Here is a 16,981-nt window from a genome sequence, read left to right on the forward strand (position 1 = left end):
GGGCACTTTTGGTTACTTTTGGTGCCTTTTCAAAAGTGACCCGCCGGAGGGGCGGAAAGGTGAATCGGCGCCACCCGAGATAATGGATCTGCCCACCCTCCCATTGCCAAACCCAACCCCCACCAACCGCGACCTAGACCCACGGACCGCCGCGGGAGTGAGGCCACCCAAGCATCTGAAACACCATCATTGAGAGCAAGCTCAAAGGTGCAGCCAAGCCATCACCCCCAGCAGCACACTCACCCCACCCGCGCCATACGACACCTTCTGCAACCACTCCTTGCGAGTGAGCAACGTAATCGCCGCCAGCGAAATGGCCATCTGAATCGCCATCATCGCCTGTGCCCAGCGATGGTGGGAATGCAGCACACGCTCGGACTTCTCGTCCCACGCCTGCGCCTGAACCTCAAGGGCTTCGGCCCTGGCGCGCGCGGCTTCCTTGTCGGCTTTGTAGCGCTGCACTTCTGCCGTGTAGTGCGCCGCATCCAGACCCGGGATGTGGCTCGCCAAGTCTGCAAGGTTTTCCCGACTCGACTTCGCCTGGTAGTAATTCCACTGATTGGACGCCTCGGTCTTCTTGATCGCAGCGTTGTTCTTGTCCATCGCCGCCTCGCTCTCGGTCGAGCCGGCCTGATAACTGAGCATTGCCCCGACCGTGGCCATGATCGCCGTCATCACGGCGATCTTCCCGGCAAAACGATCGCCGGAACGGTGCGCGTGTTCGACATGATGTTCGTGAGGGCTGGGGACTTCGAAGGATTCGGACATGGACTTTCGTGCGCCTGAAGAGACGTTGAAACGGATGGTGCTTGAGCAGCCGGAGCTGGCCGGGGCGAATATAGGGGATATCCCCAGGCCAGAGAAGCCGTGCAGTGATTCCGTTCAGCAATCAGAAAGTTATCAGCCTGTGGAATCGCCCTCGCCCTTCTTCACCCTGAACCACGCCGCATACAGCGCCGGCAGAAACAACAGCGTCAGTGCGGTCGCGACGATCAGGCCGCCCATGATCGCCACCGCCATCGGGCCGAAGAACACGCTGCGGGACAAAGGAATCATCGCCAGCACGGCGGCCAGCGCCGTGAGCACGATCGGGCGGAAGCGTCGCACGGTCGCTTCGATGATCGCTTGCCAGCGATCAAGGCCCGCGGCGATGTCCTGTTCGATCTGGTCCACCAGGATCACCGAGTTGCGCATGATCATGCCCGACAGCGCGATGGTGCCGAGCATGGCCACGAAGCCGAACGGCTGGCGAAAGATCAGCAGGAACAGGGTAACGCCGATCAAGCCCAGCGGGGCTGTCAGAAACACCATGAACGTGCGTGAGAAACTGCGCAGCTGGATCATCAGCAACGTCAGGACCACGACAATAAACAGGGGCACACCGGCGTTCACCGAGTTCTGACCACGGGTCGAATCCTCCACGGTTCCGCCGACCTCCAGCAGGTAGCCGTCCGGGAGTTGCGCGCGCACTTCGTCGAGTGTCGGCAGGATCTGTTTGACCAGTGTGGCCGGCTGCTCCTTGCCGTAGATGTCGGCGCGGATGTTCACGTTCGGCAGACGGTTGCGGTGCCAGATGATGCCTTCCTCGAAGCCGTACTCCAGTGTCGCCACCTGGGACAAGGCGACACTGCTGCCGTTTTCCGTCGGGATTGCCAGGCTTGCCAGGCCACCAAGCTCATGGCGTTCCTGCTCAGTGCCACGCAGCAGAATCTCGATCAGTTCGTCGTCCTCGCGGTACTGGCTGACGCTGGAGCCGGTCAGTTGGCTTTGCAGGAAACGCGACAGGTCGGCCGTGGTGACGCCGAGTGCCCGCGCCCGGTCCTGATCGACATTGAGATAGACGACCTTGCTCGGCTCTTCCCAATCCAGATGCACGTTGACCACGTGGGGGTTTTCGCGAACCTTGGCCGCCACCTTGCGCGCGAGGGCCCGGACTTCGTCGATGTGCTCACCGGTAATCCGGAACTGCACCGGATAGCCCACGGGCGGGCCGTTCTCCAGTCGCGTGACACGCGGCCGCAGCATCGGAAACTGCTCGTTCAGGATCTGGATCAACCAGGTGCGCAGGGCCTCTCGGTCTTCGATGGTTTTAGCCAACACCACGAACTGCGCAAAGCTGGCGGCAGGCAGTTGTTGGTCCAGCGGCAGGTAAAAGCGCGGTGAACCGGTGCCCACGTAGGCCACGTAATTCTCGATGCCCGCGCGGTCCTTGATCATGGCTTCCAGACGCTTCACCTGCTCGGTGGTGTTGCTCAGTGAAGCCCCCTCGGCGAGTTTGAGGTCGACCATCAATTCCAGCCGACCCGAGGCCGGGAAGAACTGCTGAGGCACGAAACGGAACATGACAATCGACAGCACGAACAGCCCGATGGTCAGCACGATCACGGTCTTGCGACGGCGTACGCACCAGCCCACCAAGGCACGGACACGCGTATAGAACGGCGTGCCGTAAGGGTCATGCGCACCGGTACCAGGGCCGTGCTTAGCCGCATGGATCTTTGCCAGATCCGGCAACAGCCGGTCGCCCAGATAAGGCACGAACACCACAGCCGCCACCCACGACGCGAGCAAGGCGATGGTCACCACCTGGAAGATCGAGCGGGTGTACTCCCCCGTGCTCGACTGTGCCGTGGCGATCGGCAGAAACCCCGCTGCCGTGATCAGCGTGCCGGTGAGCATCGGGAAGGCCGTGCTGGTCCAGGCAAAACTCGCGGCCTTGAGCCGGTCGTAACCCTGCTCCATCTTGATTGCCATCATTTCCACGGCAATGATCGCGTCATCCACCAGCAACCCCAGCGCCAGGACCAACGCACCGAGCGAAATCTTGTGCAGGCCGATTCCCAGGTAATACATGCAGGCGAACGTCATCGCCAACACCACCGGAATCGCCAGCGCCACGACCATGCCGGTGCGCACGCCCAGGGAAAAGAAACTCACCAGCAGCACGATGCCCAGCGCTTCAGCGAGCACCTGAACGAACTCACCGACGCCGGTTTTCACTGCGGCAGGCTGGTCGGACACCTTGCGCAGCTCCATGCCGGCCGGCAGGTTATGTTGCAAGCGGGCGAACTCACTTTCCAGCGCCTTGCCCAGAACGAGGATGTCGCCGCCGTCTTTCATGGCGACCGCCAGGCCAATCGCGTCCTGCCCCATGAAGCGCATGCGTGGCGCGGGCGGGTCGTTGAAGCCTCGGCGCACATCGGCCAGATCGCTGATACGGAACGTGCGATCACCCACGCGAATCGGGAAATCGCGAATCTCGTCGACGGTCTGGAAGCGCCCGGTCACGCGCAACTGGACGCGCTCGCTTGGCGTCTCGAAAAAGCTCGCGGCCACCACCGCGTTCTGGGCTTCCAGGGCTTGCTGCACGGCTTGCAACGGCAAGCCGAGGGTCGCGAGCTTGACGTTGGACAGCTCGATCCAGATCTTCTCGTCCTGCAGGCCAACCAGCTCGACCTTGCCGACGTCCTTGACCCGCTGAAGCTGGATCTGGATGCGGTCGGCGTAATCCTTGAGCACGGCGTAATCGAACCCTTCACCGGTCAGCGCATAGATATTGCCGAAGGTGGTGCCGAACTCATCGTTGAAAAACGGCCCTTGGACGCCAGCGGGCAGGGTCTGACGAATATCGCCGATCTTCTTGCGGATCTGATACCAGAGCTCAGGCAGTTTTGCCGACACCAGCGAATCGCGCGCCATGAACGTGACCTGAGACTCGCCGGGGCGCGAGAACGAGACGATGCGCTCGTAATCCCCCGTTTCCATCAGCTTCTTTTCGATGCGATCCGTGACCTGCCGCGCCACTTCCTCGGCGCTGGCGCCAGGCCACAGCGTACGGATGACCATGGCTTTGAAGGTGAACGGCGGATCTTCGCTCTGCCCCAGCTTGGTGTAAGACAACGCGCCGACCACAGCCAGAAGCACCATCAGGTACAAGACCATATTCCGGTTGCGCAGCGCCCATTCGGAAAGATTGAACCGCATCCGTGCTTACTCCTTCGCCGCCAGTTTCACCGCTCGATTACTGCGATCCACCGGACGAACCTGCTCGCCCTCGTGCAGCACATGAACACCGGCGGCCACGACCCAGTCGCTGGCTTGCAGGCCACTTAATACGGGCACCGACTCCTGACCGTACGCGCCCGTTTGCACCGGTGTGCGCTTGAGGGTGTTGTCGCCCTGCAGCCGCCAGACGTAGGTCACCCCATTCTCGGCAGTCAGCGCAGACAACGGCACCGACAGTGGTACGTTGTGCTCGGATGCAATGAACACCCGTGCGCTCTGGCCAAGCTCGGCGGGCACTTTGCCCCCGGTGAAGGCGATGCGCGCGGCGAAGGTCCGCGAACGGGGATCGGCGGCCGGGGACAGTTCACGGATACGGCCCGGGAAACGTTGCTCACGTTGCGTCCACAGCTCCACCGAAACCGGATCGCCAATCTTGAAACGTCCGTAGTTCTGTTCCGGCAAGCTGATCGACACTTCACGCTCACCATCGGCCGCCAGGGTAAACACTGTCTGCCCGGCGCCCACGACTTGCCCGACTTCTACCAGTCGCCTGGCAATGACCCCGTCCTGTGAGGCCCGAAGCACCGCGTAGCGGGTCTGATTGTCGGCAACGGTGAATTCGGCCTTGAGCTGGCGCAGGCGGGCTTCTCCCGCGCGATACAGGTTTTCGGCGTTGTCGTATTGGGATTTGCTGACCATCTGCCGTTCCATCAGTGTCTTGTAACGGTCACGCTCCGAGCGGACCATCTGCAGATTGGCTTCGGCGGCGGCAACTTGCGCGCGCGTGGCATCCAGCTGGAGGCGGACGTCCTGCGCATCCAGCTCTGCCAGCGGCTGATCGGCCTTGACGCGTTCGCCTTCTTCGACCCACCGTTTGCTGACTTTGCCGGGAATACGAAACGCGAGCTCCGGCTCGAAGCGAGCGCGAACCTCACCCGGATAACTGTCCATGGATTGGGACGACGGGACCGGTTGCACTACCATCGCCGGGCGCACCGTGGCGGGGACTGATACTTCCTGACCACAACCTGCCAGCAATGACACCAGGCTGATCGGCACGACGAGGAGCAAAGCATCGCGAAACATGGTGTGGCACCTGGCGAGAGAGGGCTTGGAATAATTGTACTGGCGAGTATAGTAAAAATTACCGAACTGAACAGTCCATTAATAATACGGCTATGCCTGACGAAAGAATGACCGACGCGACCTCCGCCACCGGCCCCGGTCGCCCCAAGGACCTGGCCAAGCGCCAGGCGATTCTCAACGCCGCGAAAGACCTGTTCGTGCGCAACGGCTATGCGAGCACCAGCATGGACGCAGTGGCCGCTGAGGCCGGGGTTTCCAAGCTCACCGTCTACAGCCATTTCAACGACAAGGAGACGCTGTTTTCCGCCGCTGTGGTGGCACGCTGTGAAGAGCAGCTTCCTGAGCTGTTCGTCGAGGTCGGCGCCGCGGAGCCCGTGGAAAAAGTATTGCTGGGTATTGCGAGGGGATTTCAGACCCTGATCAACAGCCCGGAATCGATTGAACTGCACCGGCTGATGATCGCCCTGGGCACCCAGGACACGGCGCTTTCACAGGTGTTCTTCGAGGCGGGACCACAACGCATCCTGCAAGAGATGGAACGGTTTCTGGCGCGGGTGAACGACACAGAGGGACTGCACTTCGATTCACCGATGCGCGCGGCCGGGCATTTCCTGAGTCTGATCAAAGGCGTGTGCAATTTCCGCCTGCTGATCGGCAACGGTGGCGTACCGGATGAGCAGACCGGTGAACAGCATGTGCGAGAAGTGGTGGCGTTGTTTTTGAAGGCGTATCGGGCCGAATAGACACCGGCCATTGTAGGAGCGCGCTTGCCCGCGATTGCGGTGTGTCAGTCTCCGCTCATGGTTCTGACATACCGCAATCGCGGGCAAGCGCGCTCCTGCACAGGCTGTCAGTACGAATTACGGCTTCAACGCCTTCTTCGGATAAATGTCATAGCGGCTGGACTTCCCGTCCAGCGCATAGCTGGGCTTTACCCCGTCAATGCACGGTGCCTTGCGCGGGCGTTTGACCACTACGCGGTGGGTAGCCAGCGCCAAAGCGGCTTCCAGCAGGGCCGGAGCGTCCATGTCATCCCCCACCAGCGGCCGGAACAAGCGCATTTCCTTTTTCACCAGCGCCGTTTTCTCACGGTGTGGAAACATCGGGTCGACGTAGATCACCTGCGGTGGCTCGCCCTGCCAGTTGCGCATCAGCTCAATGGAATTGCCCGTCAGCAGACGCATCTGGCCAACGATCCCGCCCACTTCCAGGTCCTGAGATCCCCGCGCCAGACCGTCTTCGAGCAGCGCGGCAATAATCGGCTGACGTTCGATGAGGCTTATTTCACACCCCAGGCTCGCCAGCACGAACGCATCCTTGCCCATCCCTGCCGTCGCATCCAGCACACGCGGGCGAACGCCGGGCTGAATGCCGACGGCCTTGGCGATCATCTGCCCACTGCCGCCGCCGAACAGACGCCGATGGGCCGCCTTGCCTTCCACGAAATCCACACGGACCGGCCCCGGCGCGTCGTCGCCCAATTGCTGCAATTGCAAGCCCTCGTCGCTGACCTGCAACGCGAAATCGGCTTGGGCGTCTTCGTGCGGGAGACCCAGACGCCTGGCCCACTGCGCAGCCTTTTCCTGAGAGTCAGGGGTCAGAGCTTCAACCCGGATGCGGCTGCCCGCCTGTTGCTCGTTCATCGTGTTCACACGCTCAAATTTTCTTAATAATTGGCAACATCTGCCGATAACGGATGTATCCGGCATTTTGCCAGAGCCACGGCATGTACTGAGCGCTTATGTCAGACATTCAGCAAACATCATCGATAGGTTATCTGACGTACGCAGGCGACTACAGCGTACGCAATACCGAAACCCTGAGCGGCGTCACGCAGCTCTGGCAGGATGCGTTTGCCCGTGCCATGGCTCAACAGGTTGACGATAACGCTGGCACTGCCCCCGCCTACAGCGCCGTGGCGTCGACGGACAGCCTGACTGGCGAACCGATTGCCGGTGCCAAGACGCTGAGCAAAATCGTCGAACAGCGCGCCTGCCCGGTCGAAGACAAGGAAATCGCTCCGCCGGAACCGCTGTTTCTGCCCATCGCCGAATTCGAATGGGACCTGGCCGACAAGCCCGCCGTGCCGTTCAGCGCCAGCGAACTGATCGAACAACAACGCAATCTGGAATTCGACAGCAGCTGGGTCCGTCCCACCGTACTCAACCCGTATGACGACAGCGTCGAACCCGGCCCCGGCCCTCAGCCACGCCCTCTGTTCCTGCCCATCGCCGAGTTCGAATGGGACCTGGCCGATAAACCCGCCACGCCGTACAGTCCGGAAGAATTGACCGAACAACAGCGCAATCTGGCGTTCGACAATGGCTGGGCGCGTCCGATTGTGTTGCAGAACCTGCGTATCGCAGCCTGACGAATCATCGCGCTTCGGAGTCATTCAACGACAAACCTGCCATCGCCCCATGTCCACGTGGAAGTGATTACGATGTGCGGCGTTGTAGTCCGGGCCGAGCACCGTGTTGAACTGCTTGCAGGCGCCATCCCTGACCAGCCTCAGAAACTGCCCGTTGGCGCCGTCGTCTTTCCAGTCCTTGAGCACTGAAATCCGCCTGCCGTCTGCCAGACGAAACCCTGCGATATCCAGCGCATTGGCTGACGCATGCTGGCTGAGCCGTCCCTCGCTGCGGTTATAAACGTTGCGACAGGCGAAGCTCCCCAGATGATCGACCTGGACCACCTGCTGCCCGAACACGGTCTGCGCCGCCGGTTGCAAGGCGTGAACATCGAACAGCGCGTACGCCACCGCGAGCGGACAACTGGAGAGAAAACTGCTGCTTAACGCCACGTCGCCGCCCTGAATACGCAACACATCGTTCAACGGGCACTTGGCATCCGGGGCGCTATCTGCCTGATGGGCATAACGCAGTGTCGAGGTCTGTAACGCCTGATCACAGAGCAAGGGGTCAGCTCGCAGGTGCCAAAGCTTGTAGGAAGTCAGCAGGTTTGGCGGTTCACGGACATCGAGCGGCGCCCAGGGATTCCACTGCTGGGGCACGTCGAGCCAACCCCGCCGGACAGAAAAAACAAGCCCGGCGCTGATCAACAATAAAGCGAGAAAAACAGTCGAACCGCGCATGGGCAAGGTGTCCAGAGAGTGAGGGCGTCAACCCTATCGACCTCACAGCAGCCCGAGTTGCTCCACGTGTGGCCCACGATCCAGCTCCGGCAGTTCAGGCAAGCCCGGCAGCAAGGTCATCAATTGCTGATGGAAACGTCGGGCAAGGTCCGGGGCCTGGATGTTGTCCGGCGTGTGCAAGAAGACATACGGCGTGCGCCCTTCTTCAATCCATCCGGCCACTTTCTGCGCCCACTGCTCGACAAAACTGTCGTTAGCCTCCAGCTCTGGACGCCCGATGAAGCGCACCTGAGGAAATGGCGTCAACGCAGCCGGACGTGGCGGGACTTTCGGCTTTTTCGATTGCGCATGCAGGACGGCCGGATCGCTGGAAATACAACTGAACAACGGCCGTGAATCCAGACAGATACGTTCGACACCACGGTCGAGCAGCAGGCGATTGAGCATCCGCTCTTCTTCGCCTTTGCTGAAGAACGCCATGTTTCGCACCTCGACTGCCAAAGACTGCCCTTCCAGCCCGTCAATGAAGGCGGCCAGTTCACCCAGTCGGTTCGGGGTGAAGCTCGCAGGCAGTTGCAACCACAGCGGTTGGACGCGCTCGCCGAGCGGCGCCAGTAACGTCAGGAAATCCTCCGCCGACGTCAAGTGCTCGCGCAGGTCGCCCGCGTGGCTGATGTCGCCGGGAAACTTGGCAGTGAAACGAAAATGCTCAGGCAGCACCTGCGCCCAGCGCTGCACCGTGGTGGCAGCCGGACGGGCATAGAAAGTGGTGTTGCCTTCGACGGCGTTAAAGACTTGAGCGTAAAGCTCGAGAAAATCCGTGCTGCGCGCGTCCTCCGGGTACAGCGATTGACGCCAGGCGTTTTCGCTCCAGGACGGGCAACCGATGTAGTAAGGCGGGTTGGCGACGTTCAAACGTGAAGGTCGAGCCCCGAGACCTCAAGGTCCCAGTCGACGAAGGTGGACGTCGTCAGGTAGCTGCTCAAAGCGTGGGCAACACGGGTGCTCATGGCGCGCGGAAAAATGATGTCTTGCTGGCGAGCAGGCACATTGGCGGTACTGCCAGTCTGACGCCGCGATGATTGAGGGATGACTTCAATGTCGTCGATCACTTCTTCGGAGGCGTTGTCGATTGTCGCAGAGCCTTTGCGGGGCTTGCGCTTTATCGGGTACGAACGTTGTGAAGGACCATTAATGCGCATCGATGCTTACTCGGCGTCTTGTAGTGGCAATTTAATCTCACAGAACGCGCTTAAGCAAACTCGCGAACGATAACTAGACCACAGTTATTACAAAACGTTTAAATCCACCGGGCAGAAAATGAACATTTGTCGCCGAACGGTACTGAATCCTGTGACTTGGGTCGCATATCGCGCGTGTTTGCCGTTCGCACACAGCACATTATCAGCGGTAGAGCCGAGGATTGTAGGCGTCGGCTTGCTGACCCGTGTCCAGACCGCAGATCTGTGTGAGTGAGCTTTCTGGCGAATGCAGTGCGTCAGCACCCTCAACGGTGACTGACGCACCGCCTTCGTCCGAGTGCGGCCCAGGCCCTCGTAACCTCGGACGTCTTCCACAGGGTCCGGGTTGAGCCACGAATCTGTGTCCAGACCTCGGACCTGTGGGAGCCGGCTTGCTGGCGAATGCAATGGGTCAGCACCCTCAACGGTGACTGGCACACCGCCTTCGTCCGAATTGCGGCCCATACCCTCGTAACCTCGGACGTCTCCCGCAGGGTCCGGGTTGAGCCACGAATCTGTGTCCAGGCCGCAGTTCAACGCGCTTTCGGCGTGGCCACTTTGTCGCGCAGATAAACCGGCTGGGCATCGTCGGCCACGATGGACTCACCGCGCTGCCAGGCGAAGGTCGCCAGCGTCAGCAGGTCCTGGGCGTGGGGCAGCATGCTGGCGTCCTGACCGGAGACCGTCACAGGAATACGCTCGGCATACCCCCAACCGGTGCCCGCGCCGAACCAGTCTCCCACCGCCTCGGCAGGCAGGGCGGCCTGCTCAGGCGGCATTACGGCCTCCTCTCCCTCCAGCCTCATCTCGCCCGCGATGTCGCGATAGCAACCCCAATACACCTCGTCCATCCGCGCATCGATGGCAGCAGCCACCTGATTGACGCCGTGCTCACGAAACGCCCGCTGCGCCAGTACCGCCAGATTGGAAACGGGCAGCACCGGACGATCAAGCCCGAAAGCCAACCCCTGCACCACGCCGATGGCAATGCGCACACCGGTAAAGGCACCGGGGCCGCGACCGAAAGCGATGGCGTCCAGCGCCGACAGGCCGATGCCCGCCTCCGCCAGCAAGTCCTTGATCATCGGCAGCAGTTTCTGCGCGTGCAGACGCGGGATCACCTCGTAGTGAGTCAGCACTTTGCCGTCGTGCAGCAAAGCAACTGAGCAGGCTTCAGTGGCGGTGTCCAGGGCCAGCAGGGTCGTCATCGGGTTTTCCAGGGTTGCGCAAAAGAGGGTTAGACAAAAAAGTGCCGCATTATAAACAACAACGGCCCGCAAGCGGGCCGTTGTTCACTGCACCGATCAATCGATCAGGCCAGCGCTTCCTTCACTTTGGAGGTGATCTGCTCGACCGAACCCACGCCTGGAATGCTGCTGAACTTCGGCGTGCCGTCCTTCTCTTCAAGCTTTTTATAGAACTCGACCAGAGGCTCGGTCTGCGCGTGATAGACCGACAGACGATGGCGCACGGTTTCTTCGACGTCGTCTTTGCGCTGTACCAGCGGCTCGCCGGTCACATCATCCACGCCTTCCACTTTTGGCGGGTTGTGGATGGTGTGGTAAACGCGGCCCGAACCTTCGTGTACACGACGGCCGGAAATGCGCTGAACGATTTCTTCGTCGTCGACCTTGATCTCTACGACGTGATCGATCGCCAGGCCCGCATTCTTCAGGGCTTCGGCCTGAGGAATGGTACGTGGGAAACCGTCGAACAGGCAGCCGTTGGCGCAGTCAGGTTGCGACAGGCGATCCTTGATCAGGCCGATGATCAAATCATCGGAAACCAGACCGCCACTGTCCATCACGCTCTTGGCTTTCAGGCCCAGTTCAGTCCCCGCCTTGACCGCTGCGCGCAGCATGTCACCGGTAGAGATCTGCGGGATGTTGAATTGCTTGGTAATGAACGTTGCCTGAGTACCTTTACCGGCCCCGGGAGCTCCCAGCAGAATCACGCGCATTGTTGTGCTCCTCAATTTTTATAGAGATTTCGTCGGATTCGCCTAAATGGGGCCAATCGCAAAGTTTTAACTGACCCAACGGCCAAAGGCTGATCAAGATACACAGCCGGTTCATGGCGCACAAGACGCCAAAAGTCGCAGTAACCCGCCATAAACCAGTAGGTTGGCAACGATCAATCGTCCGGTATGACCCGGCGCAACTTTAAAGGGAAGCGCCCTCACCGGTCAGCCGCATGCCGCGAGATGAAGGCTTTCGCCCTCATTCGCCCGGCGACCCTCACCTTAGCCGGTGTTGCGCAGACCGGCGGCAATGCCTGCGACAGACACCAACAAGGCCTGTACTAAAGGACTGTCCAGACTGGCGTCCTGAGCACGGGATCGTGCCAGCAACTCGGCTTGCAATAGATGAAGCGGATCGAGATAGGTATTGCGCAGGCTGATGAATTTCAACGTTTCAGGGCTGTGCGCCAGTAACTGCGATTGCCCGGTCAATCCAAGCACCACGCTGCAGGCCTGCGACAATAGGTCGCGTAGATGCGCACCTAAATGCAGAAGCCCCGGCTCCACCAGACGCTCGTCATAGAGTTGTGCGATGTCGCTGTCGGCCTTGGCGAGCACCATCTCCAGCATGTCGATCCGCGTGCGGAAAAATGGCCACTGCTCGCGCATTTGCGCCAGAAGCTCGCCTTCACCCCGTTCAAGCGCTTTGCCCAGGGCTTCTTCCCAGCCCAGCCAGGCAGGCAGCATCAAGCGCGTTTGAGTCCAGGCAAAAATCCACGGGATCGCCCGCAGGCTTTCGACCCCGCCCTCCCGACGCTTGGCCGGCCGACTCCCCAATGGCAGACGGCCAAGTTCCTGCTCAGGCGTTGCCTGGCGGAAGTACTCGACGAACTCAGGGTCTTCTCGCACCACGGCGCGGTACGCCCTGACGCCGTCCGCCGCCAGCTCATCCATCATTGTCCGCCAGGCCGGCTCGGGCATGGGCGGCGGCTGCAGCGTCGCTTCGAGCACGGCCGCCAGATAAAGATTGAGGTTCTGTTCGGCGATGTCCGGCAGGCCGAACTTGAAGCGAATCATCTCGCCCTGTTCAGTCGTACGGAAACGCCCGGCGACCGAGCCTGGCGGCTGCGACAGAATCGCCGCGTGTGCAGGGCCACCGCCCCGTCCGACCGTACCGCCACGGCCGTGAAACAACAGCAGTTCAACCTGCTGCGCGCGGCAGATCTCCACCAGTTTTTCCTGCGCCCGGTACTGCGCCCACGCGGCGGCTGTCGTGCCTGCGTCCTTGGCCGAGTCGGAGTAACCAATCATGACTTCCTGCGGGCCGTGCAGGCGCAGGCGATAGCCCGGCAGGCTCAGCAAGTGCTCGATCACCGGCCCGGCGTTGTCCAGATCGGCCAGGGTTTCAAACAACGGCACCACGCGCATCGGGCGCTGTAATCCGGCTTCCTTCAATAGCAGTTGCACGGCCAGCACGTCGGACGCCGCACCGGCCATGGAGATGACGTATGACCCCAAAGAGGCGGCAGGGGCGGCGGCCACTTCCCGACAGGTCGCCAGCACTTCGGCGGTTTCGGCGGCCGGTTTGAAATGCGCGGGCAGCAACGGGCGCTTGTTGCTCAACTCACGCAACAGAAATTCGATACGCGCGTCTTCGTCCCATTCGTTGTAGCGCCCGAGGCCCAGGTAGTCGGTGATTTCGGTCATCGCCGAGCTGTGTCGCGTGGAGTCCTGACGCACGTCCAGCTTGACCAGAAACAAACCGAACGTGACGGCACGCCGCAGGCAATCCAGCAACGGCCCGTCGGCGATCACGCCCATGCCGCACTCATGCAATGACTGATAGCACAGTTGCAACGGGTCCAGCAGATCACGGTTGTTGTGCAGCACGCCCTCAGGCGCCGGTTGCGTGACACTTAATGAAGCATGCGCCCAGTTCCGGGTGGCACGCAGCCGATCGCGGAGCTTTTTCAGCACGCTGCGGTAAGGCTCGGCGCTGTCGCCCGCCACGGCCATCAGCGCGGGGCTCGCGCGCTGCATCGACAGCTCAGCCGCCAGTTGATCGACATCCCGCAAGTACAAATCGGCCGCCATCCAGCGCGCCAGCAACAGCACTTCACGGGTGACAGCCGCGGTGACATTCGGGTTGCCATCCCGGTCGCCGCCCATCCACGAGGCAAAGCGAATCGGTGCGGCTTCGAGCGGCAGATGCAGGCCCGTCGCCGCGTGTAACGCCTGATCCGCTTTGCGCAGGTAGTTGGGAATGGCTTGCCACAGCGAGTTTTCGATCACCGCAAATCCCCACTTCGCTTCGTCCACGGGTGTGGGGCGAACGCGGCGGATCTCCTCGGTGTGCCAGGCTTCGGCGATCAAACGTTGCAGCCGCTCGGTTATCTGCTTGCGCTCAAGGCGGTTCAGATCCCGATGATCGAGGGCCGCAAGCTGCGCGGCGATGGCGTCGTATTTCTGGATCAGGGTTCGACGGGCGACTTCGGTGGGATGCGCCGTCAGCACCAGCTCGATTTCCAGTTTCCCGAGCTGGCGAGCCAAGGCCTCGGAGGAGTGCCCGGACTGCTGGAGACGCTCCAGCAGTTGCGGCAGAACACGGTATTCGAAGGGCGGCGGCTTGCTGTCATCGCGGCGATGGATGAGCTGGTACTGCTCAGCGATGTTGGCCAGGTTCAAGAATTGATTGAAGGCCCGCGCCACCGGCAGCAGCTCGTCTTCACCGAGGCTTTCAAGGTTGGAGCTCAATTGCTCGGTACCTTGCGTCGAGCCATGCCGCCCGGCCTTGGCGCTCTTGCGGATACGCTCGATCTTCTCGAGAAAATCAGCCCCGTGCTGATCACGAATCGTGTTGCCCAACAGCTCACCCAGCAGGTGAACGTCCTCGCGCAATCGTGCATCGATATCAGCCATCCGGCCTTCTCCTTCAGCGTTTTTTTGTTCTGCCTTGAGTCAGTTCGATCACTCGAAACTGAACGCCCTCGTCAGTTTTGCCTCTATCTCTGTGTATAGAGCGACAAATTCATACATGCGCGCAACCCTTTGCCGCACATCTGCCGGGAGCAAGCTAGTCTCATCAGCGAACCCCACGAGGGTTCGAACATTCGCCTGAAGCCCGCCATCACGCGGGTGTACGAAGAGGTCTTTATGAAAATCCGTGAGCTCGCACAACAGTGGGAACAGACCGCCAAGGGTCGTCTGACCAAGACCGGCTACGCAGTTCATCTGGATGTCGAAGCCGCGGCACGGCTGGCCGCGCTCGCTGAAATGTACCCCAAACGCTCGCCAGAAGAGCTTCTGGGTGAGCTGATCGGCGCCGCCCTGGAAGAGCTGGAAGCCAGCTTTCCGTATATCAAAGGCTCACACGTGGTCGCCACCGATGAGGAAGGCGATCCGCTGTACGAGGATGTCGGTCCGACGCCTCGATTCCTCGCCTTGTCACGTCGTTTTCTGCAGGATTTGTCCGATCAGCAGGACAGCCAGCAGCACTGATAACGACGTCGTTTTCAGCGCGTTCAAATGAGTCGCCCCACCCCGCTAATCCGGGCGTGGGGACATCTCTTTCTGTGCCAAATTTGCCGCGTCAATTTCTCATCCGGCACGAATCCACCCAGTCAGATGGTTAAAAATCCCTGAACTATTCAAAAACCATAGAGGTCCGAGCATTTAGCCATTACAGAAAAAGCCGGCAGATGGCAGCGGATAAATGACCCTGTCATCCAGCCGCCAAGGCCCTTGACTGAAATGGAAAACAACGTGTTTTCAGGAGTTTCGAAATGGAGTTGACCACCATGAATATCAGCACTGCCAAAACCACGTTCAATGGCCTGCGCGGGCTGAAACTGGCTGCGCTGGCACTGGGCACCAGCTTCCTGCTCGCGGGTTGCGCGGGCAAGCCGCCCAGCGAGCAATATGCCGTCACCCAGTCCGCCGTGAACGCAGCCGTTACCGCCGGCGGTACCGAGTACGCTGCGGTGGAAATGAAATCCGCTCAGGACAAGTTCAAGCAGGCCGAACTGGCGATGCAGGAAAAGAAATACGACGAAGCCCGCCGATATGCCGAGCAAGCCGAATGGGACGCTCGTGTAGCCGAGCGTAAGGCCCAGGCCGCCAAGGCCCAGAAAGCGGTGCAGGATGCTCGTCAGGGCGTCAATGAACTGCGTGAAGAAGGCATGCGCCAGGTTCAGCCGGTCAGCCAGTAACCCTCGCTCTTCATGCATTGGCCATTGATTTAAAGGAAGAAACCATCATGCGTAAACAAGTACTTATCCCTGCCCTGCTGGCCCTGAGCGTTGGTCTGGCGGCTTGCTCCTCACAACCGAACGTGAACCTGGAACAGGCCCGAACCAACTTTTCGGCGCTGCAAAGCAATCCGAAAGCCACTGAACTGGCGGCACTGGAAACCAAAGATGCCAGCGAATGGCTGGACAAGGCGGACGCTGCGTACCGCAATCATGACGACGAAAAGAAAGTCGATCAGCTGGCGTACCTGACCAATCAGCGCGTCGAACTGGCGAAGCAGACGATCAATCTGAAAACCGCTGAAAACGACCTGAAGAACGCCTCGGCACAGCGTGCCCAGGCGCGTCTGGATGCTCGCGATGCTCAGATCAAGCAACTGCAAAACAGCCTGAACGCCAAGCAAACCGAACGCGGCACACTGGTCACCTTTGGCGACGTTCTGTTTGACCTGAACAAGGCTGAGCTGAAGTCTGCGGGTCTGGTCAACGTGAACAAGCTGGCGCAGTTCCTGTCCGAGAACCCTGATCGCAAGGTGATCGTTGAGGGCTACACCGACAGCACCGGTTCGGCGGCCTACAACCTGTCTCTGTCCGAGCGTCGCGCGAACTCCGTGCGTATGGCCCTGGTGAAGATGGGCGTGGACATGGACCGTGTGGTTGCCCAGGGTTATGGCAAGGAGTACCCGGTTGCGGACAACGCCACCGCGTCCGGCCGTGCGATGAACCGTCGTGTGGAGGTGACCATCTCCAATGACAACCAGCCGGTTGCACCGCGTTCTTCGATGCAGTGATACGGCTGATGCGGTGATGTCATTGCCGCTGTAGCTCAGAAGGCCCCGTCTGTGGATGCAGATGGGGCTTTTTTTTGCGACAGGAAAAGCAGCAGAAGCATCAGGTTGACGCAGTCCCTGTAGGAGCGCGCTTGCTCTGGGCCGCACTCGGACGATCTGGCGCGAAGCGGCAGCAAAACCAAACGCCCCGGTTATGCCTGACACTCCGAATGCTCCGGGTTTGCTGCCGGTTCCCGGCAGATCGCGGTGGGTGGGTTCGTGGGCTTTGGCATTGGGAGGGTGGGCAGATCCATTTTTTCGGGTGGCGCCGATTCACCTTTCCGCCCCTCCGGCGGGTCACTTTTGAAAAGGCACCAAAAGTAACCAAAAGTGCCCAGCTCCTGGTTGGGCCCGACTGCCTCGGGTACCCGCACTCCGACGACGCTCCGTGGGCCCGCGCCGAACGGGCATCCATGCCCTGACGGCGCTCTTGCGGCATCCCTGCCGCTCGACCCACTGCGCGTCGTCTGCGTTTGGCCTGCACCCAAGTCGCGATTTGCGGTGTCTGGACTGTCGCG

General features: G+C 60.7%; 15 protein-coding genes. 5 read left to right on the forward strand and 10 right to left on the reverse strand.

Annotated elements, in window-relative coordinates:
* Positions 1 to 201: 201 nt before the first annotated feature.
* The 3 genes from BMY73_RS26785 to BMY73_RS26795 form a co-directional block, all read right to left on the reverse strand.
* Positions 202 to 768, reverse strand: coding sequence for a DUF4337 domain-containing protein (locus BMY73_RS26785; protein WP_062383200.1), 567 nt, complete (start codon positions 766 to 768; stop codon positions 202 to 204).
* A 132-nt stretch (positions 769 to 900) separates the two neighbouring features.
* Positions 901 to 3,984, reverse strand: coding sequence for an efflux RND transporter permease subunit (locus tag BMY73_RS26790; RefSeq protein WP_092410897.1), 3,084 nt, complete (start codon positions 3,982 to 3,984; stop codon positions 901 to 903).
* Positions 3,985 to 3,990: 6 nt separating this feature from the next.
* A complete protein-coding gene (locus BMY73_RS26795; RefSeq protein WP_092410899.1) occupies positions 3,991 to 5,091 on the reverse strand; it encodes an efflux RND transporter periplasmic adaptor subunit in 1,101 nt (366 codons plus the stop codon).
* Between the two features lie 92 nt (positions 5,092 to 5,183).
* Between BMY73_RS26795 and BMY73_RS26800 the strand changes: the two genes are divergently transcribed.
* On the forward strand, positions 5,184 to 5,834 hold the full coding sequence (locus BMY73_RS26800; RefSeq protein ID WP_274523316.1) for a TetR/AcrR family transcriptional regulator: 651 nt from the start codon (positions 5,184 to 5,186) through the stop codon (positions 5,832 to 5,834).
* A gap of 117 nt (positions 5,835 to 5,951) precedes the next feature.
* Here the strand turns inward: BMY73_RS26800 and BMY73_RS26805 are convergent, their stop codons facing one another.
* On the reverse strand, positions 5,952 to 6,734 hold the full coding sequence (locus BMY73_RS26805; protein ID WP_092410901.1) for a class I SAM-dependent methyltransferase: 783 nt from the start codon (positions 6,732 to 6,734) through the stop codon (positions 5,952 to 5,954).
* 98 nt (positions 6,735 to 6,832) lie between these two features.
* Between BMY73_RS26805 and BMY73_RS26810 the strand changes: the two genes are divergently transcribed.
* Positions 6,833 to 7,462 carry an energy transducer TonB gene (locus tag BMY73_RS26810; protein ID WP_092410903.1) on the forward strand — a complete coding sequence of 210 codons (630 nt, stop codon included), beginning with the start codon at positions 6,833 to 6,835 and terminating at the stop codon, positions 7,460 to 7,462.
* A gap of 24 nt (positions 7,463 to 7,486) precedes the next feature.
* Here the strand turns inward: BMY73_RS26810 and BMY73_RS26815 are convergent, their stop codons facing one another.
* The 6 genes from BMY73_RS26815 to ppc all read right to left on the reverse strand — a co-directional run bounded on the left by BMY73_RS26815 (position 7,487) and on the right by ppc (position 14,305).
* Complete coding sequence (locus BMY73_RS26815; RefSeq protein ID WP_092410905.1) at positions 7,487 to 8,185, reverse strand: extensin-like domain-containing protein; 699 nt, start codon at positions 8,183 to 8,185, stop codon at positions 7,487 to 7,489.
* Positions 8,186 to 8,227: 42 nt separating this feature from the next.
* Positions 8,228 to 9,100 (reverse strand): DUF72 domain-containing protein, encoded by an 873-nt coding sequence (locus BMY73_RS26820; protein WP_092410907.1) that lies wholly within the window; start codon positions 9,098 to 9,100, stop codon positions 8,228 to 8,230.
* Positions 9,097 to 9,387 carry a hypothetical protein gene (locus tag BMY73_RS26825; protein ID WP_062383239.1) on the reverse strand — a complete coding sequence of 97 codons (291 nt, stop codon included), beginning with the start codon at positions 9,385 to 9,387 and terminating at the stop codon, positions 9,097 to 9,099. The genes BMY73_RS26820 and BMY73_RS26825 overlap by 4 nt, the downstream gene beginning before the upstream one ends.
* A 572-nt stretch (positions 9,388 to 9,959) precedes the next feature.
* A complete protein-coding gene (gene tsaB / locus BMY73_RS26830) occupies positions 9,960 to 10,634 on the reverse strand; it encodes a tRNA (adenosine(37)-N6)-threonylcarbamoyltransferase complex dimerization subunit type 1 TsaB (protein ID WP_092410909.1) in 675 nt (224 codons plus the stop codon).
* 104 nt (positions 10,635 to 10,738) lie between these two features.
* Positions 10,739 to 11,386 carry an adenylate kinase gene (gene adk, locus BMY73_RS26835; RefSeq protein WP_062383243.1) on the reverse strand — a complete coding sequence of 216 codons (648 nt, stop codon included), beginning with the start codon at positions 11,384 to 11,386 and terminating at the stop codon, positions 10,739 to 10,741.
* Between the two features lie 282 nt (positions 11,387 to 11,668).
* Positions 11,669 to 14,305 carry a phosphoenolpyruvate carboxylase gene (gene ppc / locus BMY73_RS26840; RefSeq protein ID WP_062383246.1) on the reverse strand — a complete coding sequence of 879 codons (2,637 nt, stop codon included), beginning with the start codon at positions 14,303 to 14,305 and terminating at the stop codon, positions 11,669 to 11,671.
* Between the two features lie 234 nt (positions 14,306 to 14,539).
* Here ppc and BMY73_RS26845 point away from each other — a divergent pair, with 234 nt between their 5' ends.
* From BMY73_RS26845 to BMY73_RS26855, 3 genes are all read left to right on the forward strand, one after another.
* Positions 14,540 to 14,884, forward strand: a complete 345-nt coding sequence (locus BMY73_RS26845) for a pilin assembly protein (protein ID WP_092410911.1) — start codon at positions 14,540 to 14,542, stop codon at positions 14,882 to 14,884.
* Positions 14,885 to 15,168: 284 nt separating this feature from the next.
* Entirely contained in the window at positions 15,169 to 15,594 is a 426-nt protein-coding gene (locus BMY73_RS26850; protein WP_062383266.1) for a DUF4398 domain-containing protein, read from the forward strand.
* 47 nt (positions 15,595 to 15,641) lie between these two features.
* Complete coding sequence (locus tag BMY73_RS26855) at positions 15,642 to 16,424, forward strand: lipotoxin F family OmpA-related lipoprotein LptF (RefSeq protein WP_062383269.1); 783 nt, start codon at positions 15,642 to 15,644, stop codon at positions 16,422 to 16,424.
* Positions 16,425 to 16,981 lie beyond the last annotated feature (557 nt).

The organism is Pseudomonas sp. NFACC02 (assembly GCF_900110765.1).
Classification (GTDB): Bacteria; Pseudomonadota; Gammaproteobacteria; order Pseudomonadales; family Pseudomonadaceae; genus Aquipseudomonas.